Here is a 15,794-nt window from a genome sequence, read left to right as displayed (position 1 = left end):
CCAAGTTTGGCGGAAAATGCAACCTTTTCGACCGCAGAAGGGCCCTGATGCCGCTAGGTTCGGTCCCCAAATACGGAGGAATCGCCTTGAATATCCCGAGCATCGATTTCGATCTGGGCGAAGACATCAGCATGCTGCGCGACACGCTGCGCGCCTTCGTGGAGGCGGAGATCGCCCCGCGTGCCGCCGATATCGAGAAAGCCAATCTGTTCCCGGCGGACCTCTGGAAGCGCCTCGGCGACCTCGGCCTGCTCGGCATGACCGCGCCGGAGCAATATGGCGGCTCCAACATGGGCTATCTCGCCCATATCGTCGCGATGGAGGAGATTTCACGCGGCTCGGCCGCGGTCGGGCTCTCCTACGGCGCCCACTCCAACCTCTGCGTCAACCAGATCCGCCGCAACGGCAATGACGCGCAGCGCGAGCGCTATCTGCCAAAACTGATCTCCGGTGAGTATGTCGGCGCGCTCGCGATGTCCGAGCCCGGCGCCGGCTCAGACGTCGTCTCGATGAAGCTGCGCGCCGACAAGCGCGGCGACCGCTACGTGCTCAACGGCTCGAAGATGTGGATCACCAATGGCGGCGATGCCGACGTGCTGGTGGTCTATGCCAAGACCGATCCGGAAGCGGGCCCGCGCGGCATGACCGCCTTCCTGGTCGAGAAGGGCGCCAAGGGCTTCAGCCACGGCCAGCATCTCGACAAGCTCGGCATGCGCGGCTCCAACACCTATCCGCTGTTCTTCGACGAATGCGAGGTGCCGGAGGAGAACGTGCTTGGCAAGGTCGGCGAGGGCGTCAAGGTGCTGATGTCCGGGCTCGACTACGAGCGTACGGTCCTCTCGGGCGGCCCACTCGGGATCATGGCGGCCTGCATGGACGCGGTGGTGCCCTACATGCACGAGCGCAAGCAGTTCGGGCAGCCGATCGGCGACTTCCAGCTCATGCAGGGCAAGCTTGCCGACATGTATGCGACCTGGCAGGCCACGCGCGCCTATGTCTATGCGGTGGGGCGGGCCTGCGACCGCGGCGATCACGCGCGCAGCTTGCGCAAGGACGCCGCCGCTGCGATCCTCTATTCTGCCGAGAAGGCGACGTGGATGGCGGGCGAGGCGATCCAGGCGCTGGGCGGGGTCGGCTACACATCCGAATTTCCGGTCGGACGTCTGTGGCGCGATGCAAAGCTCTACGAGATCGGCGCCGGCACCTCGGAGGTCCGGCGCATGCTGATCGGTCGCGAATTGATGGCCGAGACGGCTTAAAATCTTCACGCAATTGGAATCAACATGCCGCTCCATTCCAGCATCGATACGTCTTCATCGGACTTTGCGCGCAATTCCGAGGCCATGCGCACCCTCGTCGCGGACTTGCGCGAAAAGCTGAGCCAGGTCGCCGGCGGCGGCGGCGAGGTCTCGCGCAATCGCCACACGTCGCGCGGCAAGATGCTGGCGCGCGAGCGCGTCGACCTGCTGGTCGATCCCGGCACCGCGTTCATGGAGCTGTCGCCGCTCGCGGCCTATGGCCTCTATGGCGGCGACGTGCATTCGGCGAGCGTCGTGACCGGGGTGGGGCGCATCTCGGGCCGCGAATGCGTCATCGTCGCCAACGACGCCACCATCAAGGGCGGCACCTATTATCCCATGACCGTGAAGAAGCATCTGCGCGCGCAGGACGTGGCGCGGCAGAACAATCTTCCCTGCGTCTACATGGTCGATTCTGGCGGCGCCTTCCTGCCGCTGCAGGACGAGATCTTTCCGGACGAGCGCCATTTCGGCCGCATCTTCTACAACCAGGCCCAGATGTCGTCGCAGGGCATCCCGCAGATCGCCATCGTGATGGGGTCCTGCACCGCCGGCGGCGCCTATGTCCCCGCGATGTCGGACGAGAGCATCATCGTGCGCAATCAAGGCACCATCTTCCTCGGCGGCCCGCCCCTGGTGAAGGCGGCGACCGGCGAGGTGGTGACCGCCGAAGAGCTCGGTGGTGCCGACGTGCATTCGCGGCAGTCGGGCGTGACCGATCATTACGCGCAGAACGACGCGCACGCGATCGGCATCGCCCGCCGCATCGTCGGTACGCTGAAGCCATCGGTACGGCCAAACCTCAACATGCATCCGTCGCGTGATCCCTTGTTTGCGGCGGAGGAGATCTACGGCGTGGTGCCCGTCGACGGGCGCAAGCCGTTCGACGTGCGCGACATCATTGCGCGCGTCGTTGATGGTTCCGAGTTCGATGAATTCAAGAAGCTCTACGGCACGACGCTGATCTGCGGTTTCGCCCACATCTGGGGTTTTCCGGTCGGCATCATCGCCAATAACGGCATCCTGTTCAGCGAGAGCTCGCTGAAGGGGGCGCATTTCATCGAGCTGTGCTGCCAGCGCGGCATTCCGCTGGTGTTCCTGCAGAACATCACGGGCTTCATGGTCGGCAAGAAATACGAAGCCGGCGGCATCGCGCGTGATGGCGCCAAGCTGGTGACGGCGGTCGCGACCGCGTCGGTGCCGAAATTCACCGTCGTGATCGGCGGCTCCTACGGCGCCGGCAATTACGGCATGTGCGGCCGCGCCTACTCACCGCGCTTCCTGTGGATGTGGCCGAACGCCCGCATCTCGGTGATGGGCGGCGAGCAGGCTTCGATGGTGCTGAGCCAGGTTCGCCGCGACAATATCGAGGCGAAGGGCGATAGCTGGTCGAAAGAGGACGAGGATAAATTCCGCGAGCCTATCCGCGCGCAATATGAGAGCCAGGGGCATCCGTATTACGCGACCGCGCGGCTGTGGGACGACGGCGTGATCGACCCGGCCGATACAAGGCTGGTGCTCGGCCTTGGCCTCTCGGCGGCGTCGAATGCGCCGATCGAGCCGACGAAATTCGGCCTGTTCAGGATGTGATGCGATGGACCGCTCAAAGCTCTACCGCCGTTTTCGCACGCTTCTGATCGCCAACCGCGGCGAGATCGCCTGCCGTGTGATCCGCACCGCGCGCGCCATGGGCCTGCGCACGGTCGCGGTCTACTCCGAGGCGGACCGCGACGCGATGCATGTCGCGCTCGCCGACGAGGCCGTGCTGCTCGGGCCCGCACGCGCCCGCGACAGCTATCTCAATGCCGAGCGGCTGATCGAGGCCGCGCGCAAGACGGGCGCGGAGGCGATCCATCCCGGCTATGGCTTCCTGTCGGAGAATGCCGAATTCGCGCAGGCGTGTTTCGACGCGGGCCTGGTCTTCGTCGGCCCGACTGCCGGGATGATGACGGCGATGGGCTCGAAATCCGGCTCCAAGGCGCTGATGGAAAAGGCCGGCGTACCGCTGGTGCCCGGCTATCACGGCGAGGCCCAGGACGAGGCGACGCTGGCGAAGGCGGCCGAGAAGGTCGGTTTCCCCATTCTGGTGAAGGCGTCCGCCGGCGGCGGCGGCCGTGGTATGCGCATCGTTCGCTCCGCGGACGAACTCGCGCCCGCGATCGTCAGCGCCAAGCGAGAGGCCAAGGCCGCGTTCGGCGACGACCGCATGCTGATCGAAAAATATGTCGATAACCCCCGCCATATCGAGGTGCAGGTGATCGGCGACAGCCACGGCAATCTGCTGTCGCTGTTCGAGCGCGAATGCACACTGCAGCGCCGCCACCAGAAGGTGGTCGAGGAAGCGCCGTCGCCAACGCTCAATGCGGCCCAGCGCGAGACAGTATGTGCCGCCGCGCGAAAGGCGGCGGGGGCCGTCAACTATGTCGGCGCCGGCACCATCGAGTTCGTCTCCGACGGAAAGGACGTGTTCTTCATCGAGATGAACACCCGTCTCCAGGTCGAGCATCCCGTGACCGAGCTGATCACCGGGATCGATCTGGTCGAGTGGCAGTTGCGGGTCGCCTTCGGCGAGGCGCTGCCCTTGAAGCAGGACGAGATCCGCCTCAACGGCCATGCGGTCGAGGCGCGCGTCTACGCGGAAAACCCGACCAGGAATTTCATGCCATCGGTCGGCAAGATCTCGACGTGGCGCTTGCCCGCCGAGACCGGCGGCTTGCGCATCGACGCCGGCTATCGGGAGGGCGATACGGTCTCGCCGTATTACGATGCGATGCTGGCAAAAATGATCGCCTGGGCGCCGACGCGGGATGTCGCGATCGAGCGGCTGAACCGCGGGCTGGAAGAGTCCGACGTCCGCGGCATCGTCACCAACATTCCGTTCCTGTCGGCGCTGATGACGCATCCGAAGGTGAGGGCGAACGCGATCGACACCGGCTTCATCGAGCGCGAGCTGGCGGTGCTGACGCAGGCCACGCCGGCACCCGGCGAACTCGAGCTCTGCGCCGCGGTGGCCGCTGTGATCAACGACGAGCGGAAGGCCGCGCAGGCGGAAGCGAGTTCGCCCTGGCAGACCTTTGGCTGGATGCCGGTCGGCCGGCGCCAGCGCAACTTTGCGTTTCGCGCCGGTCATGGCGTTCATCATGGGCCGGAGCAGAAGATCACGCTGAACTATGGCAGCGGTCCGTCGACGCTGGTGATCGGCGAACGCGAGCTGGCGTTTGCGATTGCGGCCCGGGACAACGGCTTCGACCTGACGCTTGACGGCGTCAGATCGTCGGTCGCGGCCGTGATCGACGGCCATGAGCTGTATTTGCGCACGCGCAACGGCCGCTTCGATCTGCATTTGGTCGATCCGTTCGGCGGCGAGACCGAGGAGCAGACCGGCGCGGACAAGATCGCGGCGCCCTTGCCGGGCACGGTCGTCGCCGTGCTGGCGGAGGAGGGTGCCAAGCTCGAGAAGGGCGCGCCGATCCTGACGCTGGAAGTGATGAAGATGGAGCAGACGCTGCGGGCGCCCTATGCCGGCGTGCTGAAGTCCATCAAATGCAAGGTCGGCGACATCGTCCAGGAGGGCGTCGAGCTCGCCGTGGTCGAGCCTTCCGGAGAATGAGATGAGCGATCAGGTCCGCATCATCGAAATGGGGCCGCGCGACGGCCTGCAGAACGAGAAGACGGCGGTCAGCGTCGAGGCCCGCATCGCCTTCATCGAGGCTCTGGTCGCCGCCGGCCTCAATACAGTCGAGGTCGGCGCCTTCGTCTCGCCCAAGGCGATCCCGCAGATGGCGAGCTCGGACGCCGTGCTGCGCGGCGTCAGCCACGTGACCGGCGCCGAATTCCACGTGCTGGTGCCGAACGAGAAGGGCTATGACGCCGCGCGCGCGGCCGGCGCGAAGATCGTCTCGGTGTTCGCCGCGGCCTCCGAGGGCTTTTCGCGGGCCAACATCAATTGCACGGTCGCGGAGTCCATCGAGCGCTTCAAGCCGGTGCTGGCGCGCGCCAAGGCCGATGGCGTCAAGGTCCGCGGCTATATCTCCTGCGTGCTGGGCTGTCCCTTTGACGGCGAGATCAAGCCGAAAGCTGTCGCCGATCTCGCCAACACGCTGTGGGAGCTCGGCTGCTACGAGATCTCGCTCGGCGACACCATCGGGGTCGGCACGCCTGATAAGGCCAAGGCGATGCTGCGCGCGGTCGGCGCCAACATTCCTCCCACCAATCTCGCGATGCATTTCCACGACACCTACGGCCAGGCGCTCGCCAACCTCTATGCGGGAATGGAGGAGGGCGTCCGCGTCATCGACGCCGCCGCTGGCGGCCTCGGCGGCTGTCCCTACGCGCCGGGCGCGACCGGCAACGTCGCGACCGAGGACGTCGTCTACATGCTCGAGGGCATGGGCGTCAGGACCGGCGTCGATATGGAGAAGCTGCTGGTGGCCACCAACGAGATGAGCGGCCTGCTCGCCAAGCCGCCGGTGAGCCGCGTGGCGTCCGCGCTGAACGCGAAGAAGAGGCGAGCGGCTTCGTAGGGTGGGTTAGCGAAGCGTAACCCACCTCTTCGGTTTCTGCGGTGACAGAAGTGGTGGGTTACGCCCAGCGACTGCGCGTTGCGCAGCCGCAGGTCTAACCCACCCTACGAGACCTGTGCTCAGGCCGCCTTCAGCCCGACATCGGGCAGGCGCGGCCGGCTCTTGAGTGCCTTCACCATCATCGCCTCGACCTCGGCCTTCTCCTGCGGCAGCAGTGCGAGGCGGGGCGGGCGCGTCAGCGCGGTGCCGCGGCCCATGATGTGCTCGCACAGCTTGATGCACTGGACGAGGTCCGGGCGCGCGTCGAGATGCAAGAGCGGCATGAACCATTCGTAGAGCGGCATCGCCTCGGCAAAGCGCCCCGCCTTGGCCAGGCGAAACAGCGTCTCGCCTTCGCGCGGGAAGGCGTTCGACATGCCGGAGACCCACCCCACGGCGCCCATCGCGATGCTCTCGACGATGACGTCGTCGAGGCCGGCGAACAGCACGAAGCGATCGCCGACCATGTTCCTGGTGTCGATGAAGCGCCGAGTATCTCCGGAGGAATCCTTGAAGCAGACGACGGTCTCGACGTCGGCGAGCGTGGCCAGGATGTCGGGGGTGACGTCGTTCTTGTAGATCGGCGGATTGTTGTAGAGCATCACCGGCAGGTCTGTCGCGGTGGCGACGGCGCGGAAATGCGCGGCGGTCTCGTGCGGCTTGGACGAATAGACCAGCGCCGGCATCACCATCACGCCGTCGATGCCGACGCGCGCGGCCTCCTTCGCGGTTTCGACCGCGAAGGCCGTGGTGAATTCGGCGATGCCGCACAATACGGGCACGCGGCCGGCCGCGACGGATTTCGCCGTCTCCATGATCGCGACCTTCTCCTTGCGCTCCAGCGAGGTGTTCTCGCCGACCGAGCCGCAGACGATCAGGCCGGAGACGCCATCACGGATCAGCCCGTCCATCACCTTCGCGGTCGCGTCGATGTCGAGCGAGAGATCGTCGTGGAATTGCGTGGTGACGGCCGGGAAGACACCTTCCCAGGAAACGCGGCGGCTCATGGTTTTACTCCGAGTGGATTTTGCCGGCGGGGGGCTGGATCCGCCGGGTGTTTTGAAGGGGATGGCGGGTGGGGTCAGAGCGTGGCGCCGACCTTGCGCAGCTCGGCAAGGACAGGTGCCTTCGGCAGCCAGATCTTGTCGAACTCGGCGATGACGGCCTCGGTGTCGCCGGCCGGGACCTGGCGGATCGGAATCGGCGCGTTCTTGAAGTTCTCGATCAGGGCGGGCTCGTTGGAGGCCAGCTCGTCGATCTGCGCATCGAGCGTGGATTTGACCGTCTTGGCGATCAGCTCGCGGTCGGCTGCAGGGAGCGTCTGCCAGACCCGGCCCGAGACCACCGCGGCCATCGGCATGAAGACGGCATTCATCTGGAGGATCACCTTCGAGACCTTGTCGAAGCGCTGGTTCCAGGAGAATTCGAGATCGGCCTCGAGGCCGTCGACCTGGCCGTTGGCCATCGCGTCGAACACCTGCGGCGTCGGGATCGGCGTCGGCGCGGCGCCGAGCGAGGAATAGAAATCGCGATAGACCGGCGTCGGGTTGATGCGCAGCTTCATGCCGCGGATGTCTGCGAGGCTCGTCAGGTCCTTGGAGGAGAATACCGCCCGCATGCCGGTGATGCCCCAGCCGAGGCCGATCGTGCCGGTCTCCTGCGGCAGCACCTCGAACAGCTTGATGGCCGCCGGATGCCGCACTAATTTCGCGACCGCCGGCGTCGAGCGGACGATGTAGGGCGCGTTGATCGCGGCGATGTGCGGCACGCGCGAGCCGAGCTCGGCGGCCTGGATGAAGCCCATGTCGAGCGCGCCGGACTGCAATTGCTGCATCATCGCGGGCTCGTTGCCGAGCTGACCGGAGTGGAACACGGTCAGTGTCAAGCGGCCGTTGGTAGCGGCCTTGAGATCGTCGCCGAATTTGAGCGCAGCCTTGTTCCAGGAATGGCCGTTGGGCGTAATCAGGCCGAGGCGGAATTCCTTGGCCTGCGCGAGCGCAAGCGAGGGCGCGAACAGCGGCAGGGCGGCGCTGGCGGCGAGAAAGCGGCGGCGTGAGATCGGCATGGTCGGGCTCCTTTGGACGGGCCTATTTGATGAGGATCAGCGAGAGCGACGGGTAGAGCGAGAGCAGCACCAGCAGGACGCAGGAGATGACGAAGAACGGCAGCGTCACCATGAACATCTTGCCGGGCTTGGCGCCGGTGACGGCGGCCGCGACGAAGAAGCAGAGCCCGACCGGCGGCGACAACAGGCCGAGCACGAGGTTGATCACCACCACGACGCCAAAGTGCCGGGGATCGATGTGATAGACGTCGGTCGCGACCGGCAGCAGGATCGGCACCGTCATGATCAGGCCGGGAATGCCGTCGATCACAGTGCCGATCACCAGCAGGATGACGTTGCAGATCAGCATGAAGCTGATCGGGTCCTTGGCGGCGGTCTGGATCCAGGCCGCGGTTTCCTGCGGCACCTTGCCGAAGATCAGCACCCAGGAGAACACCGCCGCGGCGGCCACCAGGAACAGCACGATCGCCGAATAGATCGCGCTGCGCAGCATCATCTGCGGAAGCTGCGAGAATTCGAACTCCCTGGTCCAGAACTTTCCGACCAGGGCCGCGGCAACGGCGCCGACGGCGGCGGATTCCGTCGCGTTGGCGAGACCGCCGAGGATGGTGCCGACGATGACGATCGGGATCAGCAGGGTGGGCGAGGTTCGCAGGATCGTCGCCACGCGCTGCCGCGGCGTCTGATAGTCGGCGCGGGGATAATTGTAGATGTATCCCATCAGCGCGATGACGACGCAGAACATCACGGTGAGGATGACGCCCGGCACGATGCCGGCGATCAGCATGTCGCTGACCGAGACCTGCGCCAGCACGCTGTAGACCACGAACATCACCGATGGCGGAATGATCGGGCCCAGCATGCCGCCATAGGCGGTGAGGCCCGCCGCGAAGGTCTTGTCATAGCCCTTCTTCTCCATCTCCGGCACCATGATCTGGGCCATGATCGCGACCTGTGCGGTCGCAGATCCCAGGATCGAGGAGATGAACATGTTGGCGAGGATGTTGACGTAGGCGAGCCCGCCCTTGAGCGAACCGACAAAGGCCATCGCCATGTCGACGATGCGCCTTGTGATGCCGCCGCCGTTCATGATCTCGCCGATCAGGATGAAGAGCGGAATCGCGATCAGGCCGTAGCTGTCGACGCCGCCGAACAGCTGAAGCGGATAGGACTGGAACAGTACCGGATTGCCGGACGCCGCGATGTAGACGAGGCCCGCGAGGCACAGGCAAAGGCCGATCGGCACGCCGACCAGCATGATCGCGAGGAAGGCTGCTGACGTGACCATCAGTTGACCCCGTCGAGTTCGGAGAGCGCAAAGCCCCTCGGTGGCGTGCGCGGGACCAGCTCGAGATCTTCCAGGAGGTTGGCGAGACCGTGCACGGTCATCGACACCGCGAAGATCGGCAGCGTCAGATAGAGCACCCAGGTCGGCCAGTTCAGCGTCTGGGTGTGTTCGGTGTAGAGGAAATTGAAGGTCTCGGCCGCGAGCTTGCGGCCGTCGAACCCGGCGCGGGCCAATCCGATCGGGTCCATCCAGAGCATGCAAGTGATGATCAGAGCGATTCCGAACACGACGACGAGGCCGGTCGAGATCACCTTGGCGATCTTCTGGTGCCGCAGCGACAGCCGCTCCGTCAGCATGGTGACCGCGAAGTCGAGCCGCAGCCGCGTCATCGCGGAGGCGCCGATGAAGGTCAGCCAGACCACGCAATAAACCGCGGATTCATCGATCCAATAGATCGGGAAGTGCGAGTAGCGGGTGATGACGTTCACCAGGATCAGGCCGGTGAGCAGGTACATCAGGCCCATCAGCGCGAGGCGCTCACAGGCGAGCAGGGCGCTGGAGGCGCGAACGATCGTGCGTTGGACGCTGAACGCGCGCGTGGTCGGCATCGTCTGCTCAATCATAAAGAGGCCCCAACCCCCGAAGATTTCTCGTGCGATTGCCAAATGTATAATTTATACATTTTGAGTGTCAAACGGAGATTGCGGTCATTTCGGCGGCAGGACGCGCGTTTGCTGGGCACTCACTTTTGCTGGGTCCTGCAACATGCAAGAGAGGGACCGCTTGAGCTGGACGAGTCGGGAAGGACAACAGAAGGTCAGATGAAACAGCCTCTGAAGCACCGCACCCTGTCGGCTGCGATCGTCGACCAGCTGCGGCAGGCGATCCTCGACGGCACCTATCCGGCCGGCTCGCAATTGCGCCAGGATGCGCTCGGCGAGGCCTATGGCGTCAGCCGCATTCCCGTGCGCGAGGCGCTGTTCCAGCTCGAGGCGGAAGGGCTGGTGCGCATCGTTCCGCAGAAGGGCGCCATCGTTTCCGAGCTGTCGCTCGACGAGATCAACGACGTGTTCGATCTGCGTCGGATACTGGAGCCGCGCCTGCTGGCGCAGTCGGCGCCGCATTTCTCCGCGGACGATTTCGATGCGCTCGACGACATCCACAGGCAATTCGAGAAGGCAATCAAGGCGAAGAATGTCAGCGATTGGGGGCAGCTCAACGCCGACTTCCATCTGGCGCTCTATATGCACGCGCCGCAGCCGCGCACGCGCGCGATCGTGCTGTCGCTGCTCCAGACCAGCGACCGCTACACGCGCCTCCAGCTCTCCAACACCAAGGCGATGGGGACTGCCGAGAAGGAGCACGCCCATCTGATCGCGCTCTGCCGCGCGCAGAAGGTCGAGGAGGCCTGCCGGTTCCTGGAGCGACACATCGAGGCCGTGCGCAAGGATCTGTTGCAGGTGGTGGGCGGCGGTGCGATCGCCCCGAAGGGGCGGCGGAAGGGCCAGCCGTAGTCGATGCGCTCGTAGGCTGGGCAAAGGCGCGTAGCGCCGCGCCCACCATATTTTCGCAATCGCCGACAGATGATGGGCACGCTCCGCTTTGCCCCCTTCGGCAGGCTCACCTGCTCCCGTCCGGCCCCATCACCAGATCCGGCAGCCCGGTCGAAATCCCCGGGAAGAAACACAGCAGCAGCACCGCGACCATCATCAGCAGCACGAACGGCAGCGTGCCCCAGATCACCTCGCGCAAGGGGATGTCGGGCGCGACGTTGCGGATGACGAAGATGTTGAGGCCGACGGGTGGATGGATCAGCCCCATCTCCATCACGATGGTCATGACGACACCGAACCAGATGATGTCGAAATTGGCGGCGCGTAAGGGCGGCAGGATGATCGGCGCGGTCATCAGGATGATCGAGACCGGCGGCAGGAAGAAACCGAGCACGACGACCATGACGAGGACCGCGAACAAGAGTCCCCAGCGCGGCAGGTGCATCGCGACGACGGATTCGGCGGCCGATTGCGAGATATGGAGATAGCTCATCACGTAGGAATAGAGCAGCGACATGCCGATGATCATCATCAGCATCGTTGATTCCCGGATCGTCGATTTCAGGATCGGGGCGAGGTCGCTCGGCCGCCACACGCTGTAGATCGCCGCGATCAGCGCCAGCGCCAAGAGGCCGCCGAGGCCGGCGGTCTCCGACGGCGTCGCGTAGCCGCCATAGAGCGCGATCATGACGCCGGTGAGCAGCAGCACGAAGGGGATCACGCGCGGCAGCACGCTGAAGCGTTCCGCGAGCGTGTATTCGTCTCGGGCGAGGATCGCAGCTTCCGGGCCGCCGTTCTTGTAGATCGCTTCGGCCGCGGCATATTCCTGGCGGAAGCGGATCACGGCGTAGGCGCCGAACAGGGAGACCAGCAGCAGGCCGGGCCCGATGCCGGCGAGGAACAGCCGTCCCAGCGATTTTTCGGCGGCGACCGCAAACAGGATCATGGTGATCGACGGCGGCAGCAGGATGCCGAGCGTGCCGCCGGCGGCGATGATGCCGGCGGCAAAGCCGCCGGAATAGCCGCGCTTGCGCATCTCGGGGATGCCGGCCGAGCCGATGGCCGAGCAGGTCGCTGGGCTGGAGCCCGCCATCGCCGCAAACAGCGCGCAGGCAAACACGTTGGCGACGCCGAGGCCGCCGGGGACACGGTGCAGCCAGGCGTGCAGAGCCGAGTAGAGATCCTGGCCCGCGCGCGACTTACCGATCGCGGCGCCCTTCAGGATAAAGAGCGGGATCGACAGCAGCGTGATCGAGGCCATTTCCTCGTAGACGTTCTGCGTCACCGTATCGAGCGAGGCGGCGGGCATGTAGATGCCCATGAACACGACCGCGACCGCGCCGAGCGCGAACGCAATCGGCATGCCCGAAAACATCACGACCAGCGTCGCGATCCCGTACGCGAGGCCGATACCGAAAACGCTCATGAACGCCTGGCTCCAGCGAAAGGCAGCGCAAGCTGCACGAGGATCTGGACGCAGAGCAGGCTCATGCCGAGCGCCATCAACGAATAGGGGACGGCCAGCGGCGGCGACCACATCGAGTTCGAGACCTGGCCGTCGACAAAGGCTTCATGCGCCAGCGTCCAGGACTTCCAGGCGAAGAAGGCGCAGAACAGAAGCGTCACGGCATCGACCAGCCAGAGCCTGATCCGGTTCGCCAGCGGCGAGAGCAGGCCGACGAAGGCCTCGATGCCGATATGACCGCGGTTCTGCTGCACGTAGGCGGCCGTCATGAAGGTGGCGCCGACCAGCAGGAACACCGCGGCCTCGTCCTGCCAGTAATTGGCGGCGTGGAACAAGGCGCGGCTGAGCACGCTGTAGCTCAGGATGGCGCAGGCCGCGATCAGCGCGATCGCGGCGAACACGACGATGATGCTGTTGAGGATGGCGAGACCGCGATCGATCGCCGCCGCAAGGCCGGTCCTTGCGGCAGCGTTTGCCTGGTCGTCACGATCCGGAAGCGGACCGTGGCTCATGCGGCGACGTCGGTCGCGAGCTTGAGCAGGTTGGCCGAGGTCGCAGTCTTGGCGCCGTAGTCCTTCCAGGCGGTGTCGCGGGCGATGTCACGCCACTTGCCGACGGTCGCGGCATCGAGCGCGGAGACCTTGGCGCCGGCCTTCTCGTAGACCTTGGCCACCTCGACGTCGTCGTCCTGCGCGCCCTTGCGGCCGAAGGCTTCGAGCTCGGTGCCGACCGCGAGCAGGACGTCCTGCTGGTTCTTCGGCAGCTTGTCGAAGATCGCCTTCGACATCATCAGCGGCTCGAGCATGAACCAATAGGACGCGCCTGCGCCAGAGGTCAGCGATTTCGCGACCTCTTCGAGGCGGAACGAGATCAGGCTGGTCGATGAGGTGATGCCGGCGTCGCAGGCACCCGTCTGCATTGCTGCGTAGATTTCGTTCGAGGGCACCGACAGCACCGAGGCGCCGGCGGTCTGCAGCACCATGTCCATCTCGCGCGAGCCGCCGCGCACCTTCAGACCCTTGGCATCTTCGGGGGCCACGATCGGCTTGGAGCGGCTGGCGACGCCGCCGGCCTGCCACACCCAGCTGAGCAGGATGATGCCCTTGTCGGCGAGGAAGTCGGTCAGCGCCTTGCCGACCGGTTCCTTCTTCCAGCGCATGCCCTGGTCGTAGGTGGTGACGAGGCCCGGCATCAGGCCGATATTGGTTTCCGGCAATTCGCCACCGGCATAGGGCATCGGATAGAGGCTGATGTCGAGCGCGCCCTTGCGCATCGCCGAGAACTGCGCGTTGGTCTTGATCAGCGAGGAGTTCGGATAAATTTCAGCAGCGATGTCGCCATTGCTGCGCTTGGTGACTTCGGCCGCGAACATGCGGCAGAGCCGGTCGCGGAAATCGCCCTTGTCGACGGTGCCGCCGGGGAATTGATGCGAGATCTTCAGCGTGGTCGCAGCATGCGCGGTGCCGGTGCCGAAACGGAGAATGGCGGGTGCGGCGACGGCGGTCGCGATCAGGTGGCGGCGCGTGAGCATGGTGTGATTCCCTTGGACGGTTCTTTGGACGGTTCTTGTTTGCTGTGATTTTGGGTTGGTCTTTGAGACCGCGCTGAGGCCCATCCTAACCGGTCTTTCAGACAATGTTCTCTAGTCTGATAGTTCGAGACCGAATGCCGCGGCAAGTGTCGGCCATGCTGCGTTGCACACTCCTGATCCCCTGGATCCGCCAAACGAAGGACAGCGGCAAGTGCGCAGAAATTTATCAGCGGCCGCGTAACAACGCCCCGTGGCAATCCGTCGAGATCAGATAGCGGCGTCCGTCGCTGACAAACATCATCTCGAAGGGAAGACCAGTCATGACCATTCGTACCCGCATCGCGCTCGGCGTTTCGGCGGCCGTTCTCTCGTTCGGCCTCGCGCTGTCGCCGGCCGCCTTTGCTCAAGACAAGATGGGCAAGGATGACGGCATGATGAAGAAGGACACGATGTCCAAGGACGGCATGAAGAAGGACACCATGTCCAAGGACGACGGCATGAAGAAGGACACGATGTCGAAGGACGGGATGAAAAAAGACGACGGGATGATGAAGAAGCACTGATCTTCCATCGTCGTGGAGGCGCCTGCGCAGGCAGACGCGCGCGCCAAAAGTCTGGGGGCGGTCACGTGGACCGCCCCGGAGTAATGTTTCAGTCCAAATTCAATTGAACGTGACTTGCGAACGCTACTTGCGCTTCGCCTTGCGGGCGGCGTAGCGGGCGTCTCGCCTGGCCTTTTGCTCGGCTTCGGCTTCAGCCGCCTTTGCGACGGCTTCTTCGGCTTCGCGGGCGATCCGCGCGGCCTCGAGCGCGGCAGCCTCTTCTTCAAGGCGCTTCTGCTCGGCTTTTTCCGTCTCGCGCGCAGCCTTTGCCTCGGCGCGCTTGGCCGCGAGGGCCTCGCGCTCCGCACGCTTCGCCACAACCGCGGGATCATCCGGCCCCGGCTGCGACTTGAATTTGTTCAAAAGGTTTTTACGTGCTTCCTGTGCCGCCTTTTGTCGGTCGGAGAAGCCTGGTTCCCTAAATCCACTCATCGGCGAACCTTGTCATCCTCGCTTTCGATCCTACATCATTGCCTGTTGGTACGTCGGCTGGGCATAGCGGGCGCCGCGCGACGCAGATGCGTGTACATCGGCGCGCGCCGTGATGCCACCTATAATCGCAGCCGATCAGGTAGACGAAAATCGCCGCCCCGACGATCTCTCGTAGCCCCGAAAAACTGCCGAATTGTGATGTCCCTCATAAAGGGGCACCAGGGCGGCGCCTAGCGTCCGCCCGGTATGAGACGCGGAGCACGGGCATGACGATCTCAAGACTGAGCCTGAAGGCGCTCGCAATCGCCGTCGCGGTGGCAGCCCTGGTCGGTGCCACGCTGCTCCTCGCCCGTCCGCAGCCGATCGAAAGTGCCGTCCTGGGTGCGGATTGGGAATGCACCCAGACCGCGTTTGTGCTCACGACCTGCGCTCCGCGGGCCCAGCAGGCGATCCCGGCGGTCGAAACCTCGCGCAAGGATGCGATCCGGCAGACCCGAGGCTGAGCTAACGAGGCTGAACTGGAGAGACTGACCCGAGGCCGCGCGGGATGTGACGCCAGGTCGCAGAGCTGATAAAGCCCCTGGTGCCCGCGCGACCAGGTAGCCATGTCCAGCCCCGAGCCCAATCCCGAACTCAAGCCTGCACCGGGCGAGAAGCCCAAACCCCGACCCAAGCGTCAATCCGGCGACAACCGCCGCGGCGCCATCGCCGGTTTGATCATCGCGATCGTGATCCTCGGCGTCGGCTGGTGGCTCGCGCGCGATCTCACCTCCGCGAGCAAGATGCAGGACTGCCTGATGTCCGGGCGAAGCAACTGCAATGTGATCGAGCCGGCCCGCTAGAGGCACTCCAGTGCGGTCCGCGCGGACGAAAAAATGCCGTGATCTTAATCATTTGTAACGGGACTTAGCCGACCAAAGCAGGTCAGTCATGTCAGCCGGCATCAGCTCAGCGCGATGCGAATCGTCTATCGCGCCAGGCACCACGGCCATTGACGG

Annotated in this window: 16 protein-coding genes; 8 read left to right on the top strand and 8 right to left on the bottom strand. The window is 64.8% G+C overall.

What is annotated here, in order from left to right; translation table 11 throughout:
• Positions 1-47 precede the first annotated feature (47 nt).
• From JQ591_RS10425 to JQ591_RS10410, 4 genes are read left to right on the top strand one after another with little or no spacing between them, the layout of a single operon-like run.
• The gene (locus JQ591_RS10425; RefSeq protein WP_283817714.1) at positions 48-1,259 is read left to right on the top strand and encodes an isovaleryl-CoA dehydrogenase; all 1,212 of its coding nucleotides are present in this window, start codon (positions 48-50) and stop codon (positions 1,257-1,259) included.
• Between the two features lie 24 nt (positions 1,260-1,283).
• Positions 1,284-2,888 carry a carboxyl transferase domain-containing protein gene (locus JQ591_RS10420; protein ID WP_211395910.1) on the top strand — a complete coding sequence of 535 codons (1,605 nt, stop codon included), beginning with the start codon at positions 1,284-1,286 and terminating at the stop codon, positions 2,886-2,888.
• 4 nt (positions 2,889-2,892) lie between these two features.
• Complete coding sequence (locus tag JQ591_RS10415; RefSeq protein ID WP_211395909.1) at positions 2,893-4,908, top strand: acetyl/propionyl/methylcrotonyl-CoA carboxylase subunit alpha; 2,016 nt, start codon at positions 2,893-2,895, stop codon at positions 4,906-4,908.
• Position 4,909: 1 nt separating this feature from the next.
• Positions 4,910-5,821, top strand: a complete 912-nt coding sequence (locus tag JQ591_RS10410; RefSeq protein WP_211395908.1) for a hydroxymethylglutaryl-CoA lyase — start codon at positions 4,910-4,912, stop codon at positions 5,819-5,821.
• Between the two features lie 119 nt (positions 5,822-5,940).
• Here the strand turns inward: JQ591_RS10410 and JQ591_RS10405 are convergent, their stop codons facing one another.
• The 4 genes from JQ591_RS10405 to JQ591_RS10390 all read right to left on the bottom strand — a co-directional run bounded on the left by JQ591_RS10405 (position 5,941) and on the right by JQ591_RS10390 (position 9,821).
• Complete coding sequence (locus tag JQ591_RS10405; protein WP_211395907.1) at positions 5,941-6,867, bottom strand: dihydrodipicolinate synthase family protein; 927 nt, start codon at positions 6,865-6,867, stop codon at positions 5,941-5,943.
• Between the two features lie 74 nt (positions 6,868-6,941).
• Positions 6,942-7,925, bottom strand: coding sequence for a TRAP transporter substrate-binding protein (locus JQ591_RS10400; protein ID WP_211395906.1), 984 nt, complete (start codon positions 7,923-7,925; stop codon positions 6,942-6,944).
• Between the two features lie 22 nt (positions 7,926-7,947).
• Complete coding sequence (locus JQ591_RS10395) at positions 7,948-9,213, bottom strand: TRAP transporter large permease (protein ID WP_106943525.1); 1,266 nt, start codon at positions 9,211-9,213, stop codon at positions 7,948-7,950.
• Entirely contained in the window at positions 9,213-9,821 is a 609-nt protein-coding gene (locus JQ591_RS10390) for a TRAP transporter small permease (protein WP_211396427.1), read from the bottom strand. The genes JQ591_RS10395 and JQ591_RS10390 overlap by 1 nt, the downstream gene beginning before the upstream one ends.
• Before the next feature lie 213 nt (positions 9,822-10,034).
• Here JQ591_RS10390 and JQ591_RS10385 point away from each other — a divergent pair, with 213 nt between their 5' ends.
• Complete coding sequence (locus JQ591_RS10385) at positions 10,035-10,727, top strand: GntR family transcriptional regulator (protein WP_211395905.1); 693 nt, start codon at positions 10,035-10,037, stop codon at positions 10,725-10,727.
• 106 nt (positions 10,728-10,833) lie between these two features.
• Here JQ591_RS10385 and JQ591_RS10380 read toward each other — a convergent pair whose 3' ends face one another.
• Genes JQ591_RS10380 through dctP form a run of 3 tightly spaced genes read right to left on the bottom strand, consistent with a single transcriptional unit; the run spans position 10,834 to position 13,762 of the window.
• On the bottom strand, positions 10,834-12,192 hold the full coding sequence (locus JQ591_RS10380; RefSeq protein WP_211395904.1) for a TRAP transporter large permease: 1,359 nt from the start codon (positions 12,190-12,192) through the stop codon (positions 10,834-10,836).
• Positions 12,189-12,743, bottom strand: coding sequence for a TRAP transporter small permease (locus tag JQ591_RS10375; protein ID WP_211395903.1), 555 nt, complete (start codon positions 12,741-12,743; stop codon positions 12,189-12,191). Before JQ591_RS10375 ends, JQ591_RS10380 begins: the two co-directional genes overlap by 4 nt.
• Entirely contained in the window at positions 12,740-13,762 is a 1,023-nt protein-coding gene (gene dctP, locus JQ591_RS10370) for a TRAP transporter substrate-binding protein (RefSeq protein WP_211395902.1), read from the bottom strand. The genes JQ591_RS10375 and dctP overlap by 4 nt, the downstream gene beginning before the upstream one ends.
• A gap of 320 nt (positions 13,763-14,082) precedes the next feature.
• On the opposite strand from dctP, the gene JQ591_RS10365 reads away from it, so the two are divergent.
• The gene (locus JQ591_RS10365; protein WP_211395901.1) at positions 14,083-14,325 is read left to right on the top strand and encodes a pentapeptide MXKDX repeat protein; all 243 of its coding nucleotides are present in this window, start codon (positions 14,083-14,085) and stop codon (positions 14,323-14,325) included.
• A 123-nt stretch (positions 14,326-14,448) separates the two neighbouring features.
• On the opposite strand, the gene JQ591_RS10360 is transcribed toward JQ591_RS10365, so the two are convergent.
• On the bottom strand, positions 14,449-14,796 hold the full coding sequence (locus JQ591_RS10360) for a DUF6481 family protein (RefSeq protein WP_211395900.1): 348 nt from the start codon (positions 14,794-14,796) through the stop codon (positions 14,449-14,451).
• 266 nt (positions 14,797-15,062) lie between these two features.
• Here JQ591_RS10360 and JQ591_RS10355 point away from each other — a divergent pair, with 266 nt between their 5' ends.
• Entirely contained in the window at positions 15,063-15,299 is a 237-nt protein-coding gene (locus JQ591_RS10355) for a hypothetical protein (RefSeq protein ID WP_211395899.1), read from the top strand.
• A 102-nt stretch (positions 15,300-15,401) separates the two neighbouring features.
• Positions 15,402-15,638: a hypothetical protein gene (locus JQ591_RS10350; RefSeq protein WP_211395898.1), complete on the top strand. Its 237-nt coding sequence runs from the start codon at positions 15,402-15,404 to the stop codon at positions 15,636-15,638.
• Positions 15,639-15,794 lie beyond the last annotated feature (156 nt).

It is taken from the genome of Bradyrhizobium canariense (assembly GCF_018130465.1).
In the GTDB taxonomy this organism is placed as follows: Bacteria; Pseudomonadota; Alphaproteobacteria; order Rhizobiales; family Xanthobacteraceae; genus Bradyrhizobium; species Bradyrhizobium canariense_C.
The sequence above is the reverse complement of the archived record's forward strand: the minus strand, read 5'-3'. Positions and strand labels throughout refer to the sequence as shown.

What these genes read in the sequence shown, in the direction of transcription:
- JQ591_RS10425 (WP_283817714.1), top strand. Translation starts at nt 48, where the DNA reads ATGCCGCTAGGTTCGGTCCCCAAATACGGAGGAATCGCCTTGAATATC.
- JQ591_RS10420 (WP_211395910.1), top strand. Translation starts at nt 1,284, where the DNA reads ATGCCGCTCCATTCCAGCATCGATACGTCTTCATCGGACTTTGCGCGC.
- JQ591_RS10415 (WP_211395909.1), top strand. Translation starts at nt 2,893, where the DNA reads ATGGACCGCTCAAAGCTCTACCGCCGTTTTCGCACGCTTCTGATCGCC.
- JQ591_RS10410 (WP_211395908.1), top strand. Translation starts at nt 4,910, where the DNA reads ATGAGCGATCAGGTCCGCATCATCGAAATGGGGCCGCGCGACGGCCTG.
- JQ591_RS10405 (WP_211395907.1), bottom strand. Translation starts at nt 6,867, where the DNA reads ATGAGCCGCCGCGTTTCCTGGGAAGGTGTCTTCCCGGCCGTCACCACG.
- JQ591_RS10400 (WP_211395906.1), bottom strand. Translation starts at nt 7,925, where the DNA reads ATGCCGATCTCACGCCGCCGCTTTCTCGCCGCCAGCGCCGCCCTGCCG.
- JQ591_RS10395 (WP_106943525.1), bottom strand. Translation starts at nt 9,213, where the DNA reads ATGGTCACGTCAGCAGCCTTCCTCGCGATCATGCTGGTCGGCGTGCCG.
- JQ591_RS10390 (WP_211396427.1), bottom strand. Translation starts at nt 9,821, where the DNA reads ATGCCGACCACGCGCGCGTTCAGCGTCCAACGCACGATCGTTCGCGCC.
- JQ591_RS10385 (WP_211395905.1), top strand. Translation starts at nt 10,035, where the DNA reads ATGAAACAGCCTCTGAAGCACCGCACCCTGTCGGCTGCGATCGTCGAC.
- JQ591_RS10380 (WP_211395904.1), bottom strand. Translation starts at nt 12,192, where the DNA reads ATGAGCGTTTTCGGTATCGGCCTCGCGTACGGGATCGCGACGCTGGTC.
- JQ591_RS10375 (WP_211395903.1), bottom strand. Translation starts at nt 12,743, where the DNA reads ATGAGCCACGGTCCGCTTCCGGATCGTGACGACCAGGCAAACGCTGCC.
- dctP (WP_211395902.1), bottom strand. Translation starts at nt 13,762, where the DNA reads ATGCTCACGCGCCGCCACCTGATCGCGACCGCCGTCGCCGCACCCGCC.
- JQ591_RS10365 (WP_211395901.1), top strand. Translation starts at nt 14,083, where the DNA reads ATGACCATTCGTACCCGCATCGCGCTCGGCGTTTCGGCGGCCGTTCTC.
- JQ591_RS10360 (WP_211395900.1), bottom strand. Translation starts at nt 14,796, where the DNA reads ATGAGTGGATTTAGGGAACCAGGCTTCTCCGACCGACAAAAGGCGGCA.
- JQ591_RS10355 (WP_211395899.1), top strand. Translation starts at nt 15,063, where the DNA reads ATGACGATCTCAAGACTGAGCCTGAAGGCGCTCGCAATCGCCGTCGCG.
- JQ591_RS10350 (WP_211395898.1), top strand. Translation starts at nt 15,402, where the DNA reads ATGTCCAGCCCCGAGCCCAATCCCGAACTCAAGCCTGCACCGGGCGAG.